Below are 14,186 nucleotides of genomic sequence, written 5' to 3'. Positions count from 1 at the left end.
CTACAAAATTTCAAAAAAGTTGCTTGGGTTGTATGAATATGAGATTCCACACAACCCAAGCAACAAAATCACCAGTTTATCAAATAATTATACATTTAAAAATAACTAAGTTTATTTCTGCTTAATTTTTTATTTCTCAAACTTAAATTTCTGCTTTTCTGCCTGTTCTCTAACGGCTTTCAACATAACAGCATCCAATGTATTTTTTTCATCACCTGCTGCTTCCTTGTGTTTTTCGGTAATAAAAGCAGTACGCTTTTTAGCAGCTTCTTGGATTTTACGCTGAATCTCTTCACGTTCCTTTGCTTTTTCTTCCACATAATTTTTGCGTTCTTCCATCGTCATTTTTTTCATTTCCTCTGGCAATTGCTCCTCTTCCAATTTTACGATAAATTCCTCATCCTCAGCAACAGCATCTACTGCATCCCAAGCAGCATTATTGTAAGTTGATTTTTTAGATTTAGAAATAGCTCGTTCTGCTTTGTTAGCCATACCATAAGAATCAGCATTCGCATCCTGCTTCAACTGACGAGCCTGTCTATCTTTACCTGCGCTACCAAATGCAATGTACGTTTTGTTTAATTCGTCATTTAATGTACTAATTTCTTTATCATAAGGCGTTTCAATATGAGCAACTTGATCGTTTTGATTGATACACATATATTTGCCATCGGCACGATCTGCACCATCTTTCCACCAATAACGAATCCCCTCTTCACAATCACCACAATAAATCGTATTAACAACAATTCCATTCGTAATCGCTCCCTTACAAGCCTTTTTGTAATCAACAGTACCTTGCGTAAACTCTTCATTCCCCGCAATAATAATAATTTTTAAATCCTCATTGCTCTCACTCCATTTCAAATTTTGAGTAGCCTCCTGAATCACCCAGCCACAATACTCATCTCCCCCATTGGTTTGGAGTCCAAAAAGTTTTTCGGAAACTAAATCTAAATCTGTGGTTAAAGGAACCAACTGTTGTAAATATCCTTTTCCTTGTGGCAAAGAGCTTTTTCCGTATTCGTATAAAGCCAATTCAATAGCAGGAGCCTTTCCCCCTTTTTTGGAGGTAGCCAATTCATTGACCATTTTCCAGAGTTGAGATTTTGCTTGTTCGATCAGTCCATCCATACTGCCACTAGTATCTAATAATAAGGCAACCTGAATTTTTGCAGTTCGATCAGGGGCTTGTTCATTTGTTGGTTGGTTGAGTTCTGCTGTAGGAACACATAAGGCAGAAAACCAAATACTCAATATTGAAATTAATTTAAACATGGTGCGTACTTTTTGTTGGGAAATATTTTTTTTTGATGTTATAACTAATCATCACTCCGCTATAAAATCGTATCAACTTGATAATCAACAAAATACATTTTCATTAACTAAAACATTAAAAGACTGATTATCAAATTGATACAAGATGCTTTTTTATGTTTTTTGTTAAAAAACTAAAAAATCAGCGGAGTATTAACTAATAAGATGCCCGTTCTTATTTTTTTGGTGCAGTGCTACTTCTTTTTTTTATCTTTTAGGATAATTTTAACAGAACATTCTCAATTGCAAGCTTATAAAGAATAGTTTCTAATTCCTCTATCCGCTTCGTTTCATAATTTATATTAAAATACTTAACTTCGTTTGAAATAGACTGGATAGAATTGAATTAAAGATATGGAAGGATCAGAACATAAAAACCCTGTTGGAATTATTGGCTCAGGCAGCTTTGGTATGGCAATTGCCAATTTGTTGGCTGAAAATGTAGATGTCTTGCTTTACGCTCGCCGAGAAGAAGTTCGTCTAGCAATAGAAAAAAGAGAAGGGCGATACAGTGTTTTATCGCCACGTATCCAAGCCGTTTCTGATTTGCAGTTGGTCGCTCAAAAATGTCAACTTATCTTCCCTATTGTGCCTTCGCAAGCTTTCCGAAGTATGATGAAGCAACTCAGCCCTTACCTCAATCCTACCCATTTTCTCATACATGGTACCAAAGGTTTAGATTTGCAAGACCTTCCTCAAGGACAATCGCTACATCCAGAGCATATAAAAACCATGAGTCAGGTTATTGAAGAAGAAAGTATTGTTTGTAGAATTGGCTGTTTATCGGGTCCTAACCTTTCGAAAGAAATTATGGAAGGACAGCCAGCCGCTACGCTTATTGCCAGCCCATTTACAGAAGTCATCAAAGCAGGACAAGCCGTTCTCAAAAGTAACCGTTTCCAAGTTTATGGCGACCATGATATTATCGGAGCAGAACTGGCTGGTGCTCTAAAAAATATTATAGCATTAGCTGCTGGAATATTGGGCGGTAAGGGCTTAGGAAAAAACCTCTGGGCATTGCTGGTCACACGAGGACTATCTGAAATGATCCATATTGGCAAGGCCGTAGGAGCTGATGTAAAGCCTTTTTTGGGCGTTGCAGGAATTGGTGATTTGGTTGCTACTGCTTCTAGTGAAAATAGTAGAAATTACAAGGCAGGGTATCGTCTAGGAAAAGGAGAAACATTGGATGATATTATGGAGACATCAACTGATGTTATAGAGGGAGTCAAAACACTAGAAACAATTCGAGCTTTAGGAGCTCATTTAGGAATTACAACTCCTATTGTAGAAATTGTTTATCGAGTATTCTTTAAGAAGATGCCCGTTGATAACGCCATCCAATTTTTGATTACTTATCCCTATGCTGTTGATGTGGATTTTTTGCCTTAGGTGATTCAAAAAGGCTTTGTTGTAAAGTAATTCTTTACAACAAAGCAACTCAAATTATTTTTCTAGAAAGCAGGTCGTTTAGGTTTATTGCCCAAAGCTGTTTCTATTGCTTCTAAAACATCAGGTGTCATTTGATCCAACAAATCAATAGAAGTCAAGGTTTCCTGAAGATGATGTAATTTTGAAGCGCCTAAAATTACAGTACTTACATTAGGATTGCTCAAACACCAAGCGACTGCCAATTTAGCAACAGAAGTTCCCAAATCATTGGCAATTTTGGATAGGTTCCTAACGGTGTTCAATCGTTCTTCTGTCAAAGAACGCTCTTTTAGCCATTCCAAACCTTCCATTCCCAAACGAGTCCCCTGTGTATCGCTACCATCAATATACTTATTGGTTAATACACCTGAAGCCAATGGAGACCAAATAGTCGTTCCCAAACCTACCGTTTTGTACACTTGCGAAAATTCAACTTCTACTTTTTCTCTATGAAACATATTGTACTGAGGCTGCTCCATAGTAGGGCCTATCAAACCATATTTTTCGGCAACCATATGTGCCTCCATAATCTCTTGAGCAGACCATTCGGAGGTTCCCCAATAGAAAATTTTACCTTGTTCAATTAAGGTATTCATGGTACGAACTGTTTCTTCAATAGGCGTATTTTTATCTGGACGGTGACAAAAATACAAATCTAAATACTCTACTTGCAAACGTTTTAGAGCTGCTTCACAAGCCTCAATCAAATGCTTTCGACTCAATCCTGTCTCATTCGGAAGCGTGTTCCCATCCCCAAAAAAAGCCTTGCTAGAAACAACGTAAGAGCTTCTACGCCATCCCACTTTTTTTAGAATTTTGCCCATCACCAATTCTGATTTTCCACGAGCATAAATTTCGGCATTATCAAAGAAATTAACTCCTTGGTCATAAGCCTCCACCATAAGCTGTTCTGCAACATCATCCCCAATTTGCTTACCAAATGTCAACCACGATCCCAAAGAGAGTGCACTTACTTGTAAGCCCGATTTACCTAATCGTCTGTATTCCATTTTTATTTGAATTAATTTATAAAGAAGTTGTTTAAGAGTAGCCTTACATTGCTAATGAAAGCTAATTTTCAGTTACTCATCGTTAAAAATCTACCCCATAGCGCTGCTATGAACTAGATTTTTGCCTCGATTATCTAAAAATTTAGTACTCATTATCAACAAAACTCCATTTTTAAACAACTTCAAAGAGTGATTATACTACAAAAGCCGCTAACACTGTATGATAATAGACAGGTTGCGGCTTTTTTATTTTTTTATAAAGACGTTGTTTTAAATTAAGATCCTAGATTCTCCCTTTTTTAAGGCTTTTTGCCCTTCTTCTGTAGCGAGAATTTTGTCTAGTGCAATGATTTCCTTCACCTCTTTATCATCGCTATCAATCATTAGCTGCCACCAACCTACACGATGAGGTTTTCCTAATTTATAACCTATATTATCATATACACCAACAGGATGAAAGCCAAATCGTTCATGAAAATTCACACTTGGTATATTAGGCAAGGTAATTCCAGCTAATACACTTCGATAGTTTTGGCACTTAAGCAACTCAATTAGAGAAGAATAAAGCGCTGTTCCATATTTTTTGGTTTTGGCATCTTCTCGAATATATACAGACATTTCTCTAGTCCACTTATAGGCTTCTCTAGAACGGTGGGCACTAGCATAAGCATAGCCCAATATTTCTCCGTCTAAGTCATACACCAAACAAGGAGCCTCCGTTTGTATTTTTTTTATCCTTTCAGTAAATTCTGATAATGTAGGAACTTTCAGGTCGAAAGTAACAGCGGTACATTCTACAAATGGGGCATAAATAGCTAACATAGCCGCTATATCAGATTCCTTAGCAATGCGAATCATATTTTTATCTTTTTGGGTATTCTGTCTTTTATTCTTATCGTTCTTTGACAACCCGCAGACTCACAACCACGAACTATTCTCAAGTAAGTAGCAGCGTAGTTAAGTAACTCATCTAGGATGTTCAATCATCCTGTCCTATTATTACCACTTATAAATTCCTTAAAAAAAGAAGTTAAAGCCTACGCCCTGTTGGAGTTTAGCACACAAATTATCAAACAACCATCTTTATTAATGAAGCGTTATACCATAGTTAATGATTTTCTATATCTTTTACAATTTTTACCACATTTAATTTAAAAATCATCAACTACAACTGCTAGAGTTTACGCCACTAAGCTAAACAGTTTTTTAATTGTTTTTCTAAAATATCCTTTCGTAAATGCTTTCCTATGAATACGATTTTAGTTAATCGTTCGTCGCTTTCGCTCCAATCGTCTCCTGCTGTAAATACACACATCTGTTTTACCGATTGAACAATTGCTTTTTTGTCTTGATATTGAAAGTTCATAATTCCTTTAACACGATAGAGGTGCTTGCCTTGAATCATGAGTAAAACATTAAGCCAATGCCTAAATTTTAATACATCCAAAGGTGCTTTAATGATAAAGCTATGTGTAACAATATCGCTATGATGATGGTGATGATGATGATGTTCGTGGTGTTTTTCATGCCCATGAGAACAGCTATCATCACATTGATGTTCGTGATCGTGATGATGTTCGTGATGCGTATGTGCATGATCTAATTTTTTTTCTACTTGATGTACATCGTATGCATTCAAATTCAAAATATCAGATGTTACCTTGCCATAATCACAATGCTCAATGGCTGCAAAAGAATTCGCCGCTCTAAGAATTTGTTCCAACTTAGCAAGATACTCCGTTGAAACTTCACTCGCTTTATTAATAACAATATAGTCTGCAAAGGTAATTTGGCGCTTGGCTTCTTCCCGTTCCTCTAAAATATCCTCTGCATGATGTGCATCCACCAAACAGATGGTTGCATCCAAACGAAAACGACTTTGAATAGCAGGCTCTGCAACAAAAGCAGCAGCAACAGCATCTGGCTCTGCAATCCCAGTTGTTTCGACAATCAAGTGCTCAAATTCATGTTCTCCGTTGACCAAATCAACCAATGTTTGTACCAATTCTCCATTTAAAGTACAACAAATACAACCATTTGACATTTCAAAAATACCACTATCTGCCCCTACAACCAACTCATTGTCTATGCCAATATCTCCAAATTCATTTTCAATAATGGCAAATTTTATTTTGGGATTTGTTGTTATTAAATGATTTAATAAGGTTGTTTTCCCTGCTCCTAGAAAACCTGTTAAGATGGTTACTGGAACTCTATTGTCTTTCATGCTATTATTTTTTTCACTTAACGAAATTCGATCCAATATATACTTAACAAGATAGAAGAAAATTCGTTTTTAGACTAGTCTTTTTTCGAAATTTTAGTGCATTGTTATATCCTTTTATATTTCATTGCTGTTAATGCTTAATCATCTAAAACATCCTTCGCTTTTATTTTTTGCTCTTGATTATTTTTCCCCAATCCCCAATAGACCAATAGAGAAGCAAAAAAACCAGTAAACCAAGACAATTGATACAAGATCTCTAGTAAGGGTACAAAGAAACCTAGTAAAACCACACCAACACCAATTGCCAAAGCAAGCATAGCAGCAAAATTAAAACCGCCATATTGCCCGTGCTCATTGTATAAATCCATTAGGTTTAACTTGGTTTTTCGCACCAAAAAATAATCCGCTACCAATACCCCCAATACAGGCCCTAATAGCCCACTAACAAACAACAAAATAGGTATTATATCTCCGATCAGTGCCCAAGGGCAGATGAGAATCCCTATAAATGCTGTAATAAAACCACCCGTTCGAAAGCTAATCGCCTTAGGAGCTACATTCGAAAATGCATTGGCTGGCGCAATTACATTGGCTGCAATATTAGTACTTAGCGTTGCAATTAACATAAAAATCTGTGCCACTAGAACGACCCACTTACTTTCAAATTGGTTGAGTAGTTGCACAGGGTCCCAAGGAGCATCATTTCCGATTAAAATTCCATCAAAGTTGATGATAGCAGCACAAGTGACAAAGATTCCCACAAAAGAATATAAAATCATCGTTCCTGGTAAACCTATGAATTGCCCTAAAATTTGACTGCGTTGTGTGGGAACATAACGGGTAATATCAGCTACTGAAATTGCCATTGTTCCCCAAAAACCTACCATTATAGTTAAAAAGCCTAGATAAGTAAGCCAAGAAGCTCCTTCCTCTATGGGCTGACTAGCTTCTACAATACTAGACTGTGTTTCTTCATTGGCAAACTGTACCAAAATTTTAGAGCCACTAGCTACTCCATTGGTATGCCCTATAGGAATATAATTCAAATCTGCTCCCTCTAAGGGCATCCAATGCACAGCTAAAGGAGTATCTCCATCTGCCATTCCCCATGCAGCAATTTTAGTTGCTTTTAGCTGTCCATTTTTATCCCTCAATGGATGAACGGCAATGGTCACTGGTTCATTGTCATTATTATAAATAGCCGTTGCTTGTTTTAGTTGTTCACTCTGTTGCAGTACCAAACCAAAACTTCCAGCCTGAGACCACCCCCATCCAATGAGTAATAAGCCCATACCAATCAATATTGGCGCTGACCATTCTTCTAACCACCGTATACTGTCTGTTCCTTTCCAAATAAAATAGACATTCATTAGCCAAAACAAACCAAAGCCAATAAATTGTCCCAAGCCCGTCCCTCCTGGTATTTCCGCAGGGCTTCCCCCCGCCAAGATCCATCCAATCGCAAATAAAGCTAGCCCACCTAGCCAAGTCTGTATTCCAAACCACCCACAAGCAACCAATGCTCGAATCAAAGAAGCAATGTGAATACCTGTCGTGCCAAATGCGGCTCGTCCAACCACAGGAAAAGGAATTCCATATTTGGTTCCCGCATGCCCATTCAGTACCATAGGAATGGTCACAATTAAATTTCCTAAACCAATTATTAATAGGGCTCCCCACCAAGATATGCCACTCGTAATCATGGAAGCTGCTAACATATAGGTTGGAATACAAACTGCCATTCCAACCCAAAGAGTTGCTAAATTCCAAGTCGTCCAAGTTCGATCTTGTGGTGCAATAGGAGCCAAATCTTCACTATAAAGAGAAGAGTTTTGTATGGTTTCATCTATTTTATAAAAATCTTCTTTCATAGTAATTGAGGTGTGTTGGTAAATTTAGATATGGTCTTAATCACAAAAATAAGCTGCTAGCTTTTTTGGACTGATCTCTTTTTTAAACAAGGTTTCGTAGGTAGCTATTTTTTCTAATAGATGGCGGTTGTTAATAATAAGTTCAAATTCTGCCGCCTGAATCAATTTTTCTATTTGGTGAGTTGCTCCAAGTGCTTTCTTTTGCATACAGCGCAAGACTTCTCCATTATCTAAGTAAAATAACGTTTGAATATTTTTTTCTTGCTCTCCCAACCATTCTCCTTTTTCGTGTACGACAAAAACTAACTCGTCTCTTTTATAATACCAACTCACAAATTCATCCATGCCTTCTTTTGAAACAGCAAAACGAATTCCTCTGATACTTTCACCTGATTTAATATAACTTAGCAAACCTCCTGAATCATTATTACAAGCAAAAGAAAATTCAACTCGCTGAAACTCCTTGGATTCATCTACTACTTTCTGCAACAAGGTTCGATTTGCTATTTTATTTTCCAAAGCTCGTGCTTCTGGTGACATAATTTTCTCCGCCACAATTAGGCGTGCTTCTGGAGCATTGCTTAAATCTGCTGTTGTAGTTGGTTCTACACAGGCAACTAAAAAAATTAGGCAACTAAAAAGGATTATTTTGAGCATTGGCTGCTTTTAAAAGATAAGAAATTAATGAAGTTGTTAAAAAATTATTACTCCGCTAGAAACCCGACCCCAGCTATGCTGGCTCACGAGTGATAACGAACCGACCTCAGGGAGCTCATAAGCACTAGCACACTAGCTAACTTAGCAGCGCAGGTACCACATAAACGTAGTGCACGAGTAGCTTGGTACTATGTACCAACTGGAATGCCTAGCAACGCAGTTAATCAGCGGAGTATTATAAAAATAACACATCTAATAAAATATCTGTCTATTTTCAAACAACTTCTATATCTTTTTTTTTGCTATACCAATAGGTTTAAACCACCTGCTCATCCGCAATAGCAATCGCTTGCGAAATAATGGCTAATCCCTCGTCTATTTGTTCTTTGGTAATGGATAAAGGAGGGGCAACAAAAATAAAATTCCACTTCACAAAAGTAAACATGCCTAAGGCTCTTATTTTTGCAGCTACATTGTTCATTACCTCTGAACTACCATTCCAAGGGCACATTGGTTCTTTAGTGGTTCGATTTTTAACCAACTCAAAACAACCTAATAACCCTGTATTTCGCCAGTCACCAATAGAAGGATGTTTCGCTTTCATTAATTCCACTTGTGCATCTAAATATTGTCCCATTTCAGCCGCTCGCTCTACCAAATTGTCTTGTTCATAAATATCCAATACCGCCAAAGCTGCGGCACAAGAAACCGCATGAGCAGAGTAAGTAAGCCCCAATGGTAATTTTTGTGTTTCAAATGCTGCGGCTATATCTGGTCGTACAATCATTGCTCCTAGTGGCAAATAACCAGCAGTTAATCCTTTTGCCATACACATGATATCAGGCGTTACGTCATGGTGTTCTATCGCAAAGTATTTTCCTGTCCTTCCAAAGCCACTCATTACTTCATCGTCAATCATTAGGATGTTGTATTTATCGCATAAGGCTCTTACTTTTTTAAGATAGAACGGAGGATATTTTATGCAGCCTGAACTTCCCGATTCTCCTTCCATTAATATTGCTGCAATTGTATCAGGGCTCTCGTATAGGATTACCTGCTCCAAATTTTTAATGGCTCGTTCTCCACATTCCTCAGGGGAAGAACTGTACCAAGGACAACGATAACTATAAGGATTGTCAACATGAACTATATTAGGTGCTTGCTGTGTGTCTACAGGGTGACGTCGAGGGTCACCTCCTGCTGTTATTGCTCCATAGGTCGCTCCGTGGTAGGAACGGTATTGGCTAATAATTTTATGCTTGCCTGTATATACTCGAGCTATTTTAATGGCATTTTCTATCGCTTCTGCCCCTCCTAAGGTAAAAAAGGTTTTGGTTAGGTCACCAGGGCTTACTTCTGCCAATTTTTTGCCTAATAAGCCTCTGGGCTCAGTCGCCATACTTGGGGCGACAAAGTTTAATTTGGTCATTTGCTGTGCTACCGCATGAGCTACTTCTGGACGACCGTGTCCTATATTGACATTCATCAATTGTGATGAAAAATCAATGTATCGCTTCCCATCGGTGTCGTATAAATAGACTCCTTCTGCGGATGCTACATTGATGGGATTTAAACCACCTTGCTTGGACCAAGAAAAAAAAGTATAGTCTAAATTGTGTTGTAAAATATCTTTTGAATTTGTCACTTTGAATTGTTTTTATAGTTGGTGATATTGCGCCATGCTTGATGTTCATGCTTGATGTTTTTGTTCGCTAATTTTTTTCAGACTCTGGTCTGAAAAAAATTAGCTCATCCAATTCGTCTTGGCTTCTGGGTTCCATTTTGTGGTGGTTTTCTTTAGATAGGTCCAAAATGCAATCGAACTTCTGCCTGTAATATCATGTGATCCAAATCTAGAGTCATTCCACCCACCAAAAGAGAAGGGTTCACGAGGTACAGGTACCCCTACATTTACACCAACCATTCCAGCACTAACTCGATCCATAATGTACCTTGCCAATCCTCCACTTTGCGTAAAGACTGCTGCTGCATTTCCATAATTCGAAGCGTTTTCAATTTCTAGTGCTTCATCAATTGTATCGGTTCTCATGATTGCCAAAACGGGTCCAAAAACCTCTTCTTTAGCAATTGCCATATCAGGTGTTACCTTATCAATAATAGTTGGTGCAACATAAAAACCACCTTCTTTTCCAGCCACTACTGTATTTCTACCATCTACCAATATTTCAGCACCGGCAGCTTCGGCTGCTGTAATGTATCCTTCAATTCTAGCTTTTGCTTCCGCAGAAATAACAGCACCTAAGTTTTCTCCGCAAATAATTTTTTGCGCTTCTTCGCACAAACGAGCAATAATATGATCGACCTGCCCTACCGCCACCATTGCAGAGGCTGCCATACAGCGTTGACCAGCACAACCAGACATAGAAGCTGCAATATTAGAAGCAGCCATATCTACATGGGCATCATCCAAAACAATCAGATGGTTTTTTGCTCCTCCGAGAGCAGCACAACGCTTTAAGTTGGAGGTAGCCCTTTGATAGACAATCTTAGCTACTTTGGTTGAACCAACAAAGGATACAGCTTTAATATCGGGGTGATCGCAAATCGCTTCGACCACTGCTTTTCCTCCATTTACAACATTATAAACACCTTCAGGCAAGCCTGCTTCTGTCAATAATTCTCCAATTCTAATGGCACTTAAAGGAACGAGCTCTGAGGGTTTTAAAATCATACAATTTCCTAGTGCTAGGGCATTGGGTACTGACCATAATGGAACCATATGGGGAAAATTAAATGGAGTAATAGAAGCAACTACTCCCATAGGTACATGCGTTGTTCTACATTCAACCCCTTTACTAACTTCCTGCACTTCATCGTTTACAATTTGAGGCAATGAACAGGCAAATTCACACAACTCAATCCCTTTATCTACTTCTGCGGCTGCTTCCCCCTTCGTTTTTCCATTCTCTTGATGCACCAATGCTATTAGCTCATCTCTATGTTGTTCCAATAAGTTTCTAAATCGAAAAAAGACTTGTACACGTTCTTTTAATGTTTTTTTTGACCATGATGTAAATGCCTTTTTAGCCACTTCTACAGCTTGATTTACCGCAGCTGCATCTGACATAGGCATGGTAGATAAGATTGTACCATCTATTGGGCTCACAACATTTATCTTTTCGTAACTGTCATCAACATAAGTGCCTGCTATATAGTTTTTTGTTTCTAACATTCTTTTCTTTTATTGGGTAATTAATTAATATATAACCTTATTATAATAGGATAAAAATCCCATTATTGTCGGACTTACCAAATTAGCTTTTTTTAGTTTAAAAACCAACATTAGTTCGCATAAAACTTCATGATCACCCAATTAGTTTTGGTTAAAACATCGAATTGCCAAAAAAAAATGGCTACACGCTACCCCGTGCAACCATTAAATTCAGTTATCTCAAAAGTACCAAAGAAAAGATAACCATTATGAACCTATTATTGTTTCATTTTTAATTTTCTATCATCAATTTCTGACTACTAGTTCCTTCTTTTGTTTTTATAACCACCATATATAACCCTGCTCCAAGTACTTTAGTATCTAGCTTTTGGACATTTACTCCTTTTTGCAATTCAAGCGTTTGGCTGGGCATTACCGTTTGCCCAAGGCTATTAAGCACCAAAATCTGAACTTCTTTTTGCTCTTTAGCCCTCAATTCTAGCGTAACAGCTTGGTGTTTTCCTGTAGGGTTAGGGTACATTTTTATCATTTCTAAATCATTATTAAGCGAAATAACCCCTACTGCCTCCGTTTCAAAGATAACAGGCGTAGATCGTATGGTTGGATCACAAAAACTAATATCATTTAAAGGAGTGATCGTCCAAGCATATCTAGTTAAAGGGCTCAAAGAAGCACTAAAATTGGTCGCTGTACTTATAAAATCATAGGTTTCCCCATTAAATGCAGGATTTCCCAAAGCATCTACTTCATAAACATAAAGATGATAAGATGTAGCACCACTAACCGCTCCCCAAGAAAAGTTAACGGTATTTGGAGTAACCGCATTCATAGGCGGATAAATCATAGCAGCTTGCCCAGTAATTTGGATCGTGGAAGGAGCAGGATATAGAGTCGCTAAACCTCTAGATGCAATATCCATTTTCATCGCTAATCCCTGTTCTGTAGAAAAAGAGGTTTTGCAATCATTACTATAATAACTCATAATATTATCAGCAGTAGTCTCGGTTACATTTCCATAAGGAGCTCTTATATCTATTGAAAATTCGCAGCCAGCAATCGTTTGTTTTTGTTTGTACAAATCAGCAATTGGCAATGAAGTGACTCCTGTAGGAATAGGTACTGTTACAGGAATAGTCCACGTTTCGGATGAAACAACTCCTAATGTCCTATGTTTCAACTGTTCTTCCACTGTAATTACTAGACCATTGAGAATGGTTCCAGGTAGCGTACTAATAATTTCTAGGCTTGCCATTTCAGTCGTGTAAGTCCCTCCAGCAGAAACGGTATACTGCGCAGGAACGGTATTCATTTGAAAGTTTAGCCCATTTGTAATCTTCAAATCTAAATAATAATCTCCCATTGAGATAAAACCTTCCTTAACATTCCCTGGACCAATCATATTACTAGCCGTTCTTAAGGTGTAATCGGTTGAATCTGTATCTCCAATGGTATCTTTCCACATAGAAGTAGGCTGCCCTCCAGTAGGTGTAAAAGAAGACTCAACTACCAATAAGGTTTTGGTAGGAAAATAAGATCCTGTAAAGGCATTGGTCGTTAACAACTCTGTAAAAGCAGGATTATCTTCTTTCATTTTAAATCTCGTAACAGGACGTATAAGATCAGGACGAAACAACTTACCTGTTGGGTCTATGGCAGCAGAGGCATGCTCACAAAGAAAGGGTCCTACATTATACCTATTTCCATAATAGCCGAACAAATAATTAGGGTCTGTATCACAAAAACCATCTCCTGCAATTTGGCAATTTTCTCCACCACCAGAACGAATGATGCGTTCCACTTCGTCCCCATTGGACAAAAAAGTAGGCGTTCTTCCATTTGCATTTGCTGTCACGGTATTATAATTACGCTCCTCCCAACCACTAAACGTATGTGGCAACGAAAAAAAGTGCCCTGCCTCATGGGTCAGTGTCAAAGAACTGCCATCTACGGCATCTTTTATAGCATAAATAGCATCTAACGAGGGACTATAGTAGCCCAGCGTCACGCCACCACTCGTATCTACGATTTCATTTCCAACAAAAATATTAACCACATTGGACTCCTTGTATAACCCCATAAAATAAGAAGCCATGCCATCTTGGTTATTGGTGTACAACAAATCTTGATGAACAAAACGAATAGGACTGTACAAATAAAACTCTACCCCTACAAATGCAAAATCCGTATTTAATTTACAGAGATTATCCAAAACGTGCTGTACACTTTCGCCACCTGTGCCATCCGATTTAGTAACAATATGAAACTGAACAGGAATGTAGACCGTATTTCCTCCTCCTCTAGCATCCTCAAAAATAGACAATAGGTTCATCTGCTGCCTTCTATTGTCCAGCATGCGATTCTTGATGCTTGTTGCATCACTATGACTAATGCCACACTGATGATTTTGTGCCACTAGAACGGTACTGTTGCCCCAAAAAAACAGCCCTAAAAAGAATAACAAATAACGTATCATAATTAAA

General features: G+C 37.9%; 10 protein-coding genes. 1 reads left to right on the top strand and 9 read right to left on the bottom strand.

Annotated features, from left to right (window positions below):
• Positions 1-129 precede the first annotated feature (129 nt).
• The gene (locus AsAng_RS28400) at positions 130-1,278 is read right to left on the bottom strand and encodes a vWA domain-containing protein (RefSeq protein ID WP_264790538.1); all 1,149 of its coding nucleotides are present in this window, start codon (positions 1,276-1,278) and stop codon (positions 130-132) included.
• Between the two features lie 393 nt (positions 1,279-1,671).
• On the opposite strand from AsAng_RS28400, the gene AsAng_RS28395 reads away from it, so the two are divergent.
• Positions 1,672-2,709 carry an NAD(P)H-dependent glycerol-3-phosphate dehydrogenase gene (locus AsAng_RS28395; protein WP_264790537.1) on the top strand — a complete coding sequence of 346 codons (1,038 nt, stop codon included), beginning with the start codon at positions 1,672-1,674 and terminating at the stop codon, positions 2,707-2,709.
• Between the two features lie 62 nt (positions 2,710-2,771).
• On the opposite strand, the gene AsAng_RS28390 is transcribed toward AsAng_RS28395, so the two are convergent.
• The 8 genes from AsAng_RS28390 to AsAng_RS28355 all read right to left on the bottom strand — a co-directional run bounded on the left by AsAng_RS28390 (position 2,772) and on the right by AsAng_RS28355 (position 14,179).
• Entirely contained in the window at positions 2,772-3,758 is a 987-nt protein-coding gene (locus AsAng_RS28390; RefSeq protein WP_264790536.1) for a potassium channel beta subunit family protein, read from the bottom strand.
• Positions 3,759-4,028: 270 nt separating this feature from the next.
• Complete coding sequence (locus tag AsAng_RS28385; protein ID WP_264790535.1) at positions 4,029-4,616, bottom strand: GNAT family N-acetyltransferase; 588 nt, start codon at positions 4,614-4,616, stop codon at positions 4,029-4,031.
• A gap of 331 nt (positions 4,617-4,947) precedes the next feature.
• Positions 4,948-5,985: a CobW family GTP-binding protein gene (locus tag AsAng_RS28380; RefSeq protein ID WP_264790534.1), complete on the bottom strand. Its 1,038-nt coding sequence runs from the start codon at positions 5,983-5,985 to the stop codon at positions 4,948-4,950.
• 137 nt (positions 5,986-6,122) lie between these two features.
• Positions 6,123-7,856, bottom strand: a complete 1,734-nt coding sequence (locus AsAng_RS28375) for an NCS1 family nucleobase:cation symporter-1 (protein WP_264790533.1) — start codon at positions 7,854-7,856, stop codon at positions 6,123-6,125.
• Between the two features lie 36 nt (positions 7,857-7,892).
• Complete coding sequence (locus tag AsAng_RS28370) at positions 7,893-8,513, bottom strand: hypothetical protein (RefSeq protein WP_264790532.1); 621 nt, start codon at positions 8,511-8,513, stop codon at positions 7,893-7,895.
• A 316-nt stretch (positions 8,514-8,829) separates the two neighbouring features.
• Positions 8,830-10,158 (bottom strand): aminotransferase class III-fold pyridoxal phosphate-dependent enzyme, encoded by a 1,329-nt coding sequence (locus AsAng_RS28365; protein ID WP_264790531.1) that lies wholly within the window; start codon positions 10,156-10,158, stop codon positions 8,830-8,832.
• 99 nt (positions 10,159-10,257) lie between these two features.
• Entirely contained in the window at positions 10,258-11,706 is a 1,449-nt protein-coding gene (gene mmsA / locus AsAng_RS28360; protein WP_264790530.1) for a CoA-acylating methylmalonate-semialdehyde dehydrogenase, read from the bottom strand.
• A 271-nt stretch (positions 11,707-11,977) separates the two neighbouring features.
• On the bottom strand, positions 11,978-14,179 hold the full coding sequence (locus tag AsAng_RS28355; protein WP_264790529.1) for a T9SS type A sorting domain-containing protein: 2,202 nt from the start codon (positions 14,177-14,179) through the stop codon (positions 11,978-11,980).
• Positions 14,180-14,186 lie beyond the last annotated feature (7 nt).

Source organism: Aureispira anguillae (genome assembly GCF_026000115.1).
Taxonomy (GTDB): domain Bacteria; phylum Bacteroidota; class Bacteroidia; order Chitinophagales; family Saprospiraceae; genus Aureispira; species Aureispira anguillae.
Note: the sequence above shows the minus strand (reverse complement) of the source record. Positions and strands in the feature narration are given on the sequence as shown.

Excerpts from the sequence above, each read along its gene's own strand:
- mmsA (WP_264790530.1), bottom strand. The coding sequence starts at position 11,706 with ATGTTAGAAACAAAAAACTATATAGCAGGCACTTATGTTGATGACAGT.
- AsAng_RS28400 (WP_264790538.1), bottom strand. The coding sequence starts at position 1,278 with ATGTTTAAATTAATTTCAATATTGAGTATTTGGTTTTCTGCCTTATGT.
- AsAng_RS28355 (WP_264790529.1), bottom strand. The coding sequence starts at position 14,179 with ATGATACGTTATTTGTTATTCTTTTTAGGGCTGTTTTTTTGGGGCAAC.
- AsAng_RS28395 (WP_264790537.1), top strand. The coding sequence starts at position 1,672 with ATGGAAGGATCAGAACATAAAAACCCTGTTGGAATTATTGGCTCAGGC.
- AsAng_RS28385 (WP_264790535.1), bottom strand. The coding sequence starts at position 4,616 with ATGATTCGCATTGCTAAGGAATCTGATATAGCGGCTATGTTAGCTATT.
- AsAng_RS28390 (WP_264790536.1), bottom strand. The coding sequence starts at position 3,758 with ATGGAATACAGACGATTAGGTAAATCGGGCTTACAAGTAAGTGCACTC.
- AsAng_RS28380 (WP_264790534.1), bottom strand. The coding sequence starts at position 5,985 with ATGAAAGACAATAGAGTTCCAGTAACCATCTTAACAGGTTTTCTAGGA.
- AsAng_RS28375 (WP_264790533.1), bottom strand. The coding sequence starts at position 7,856 with ATGAAAGAAGATTTTTATAAAATAGATGAAACCATACAAAACTCTTCT.
- AsAng_RS28370 (WP_264790532.1), bottom strand. The coding sequence starts at position 8,513 with ATGCTCAAAATAATCCTTTTTAGTTGCCTAATTTTTTTAGTTGCCTGT.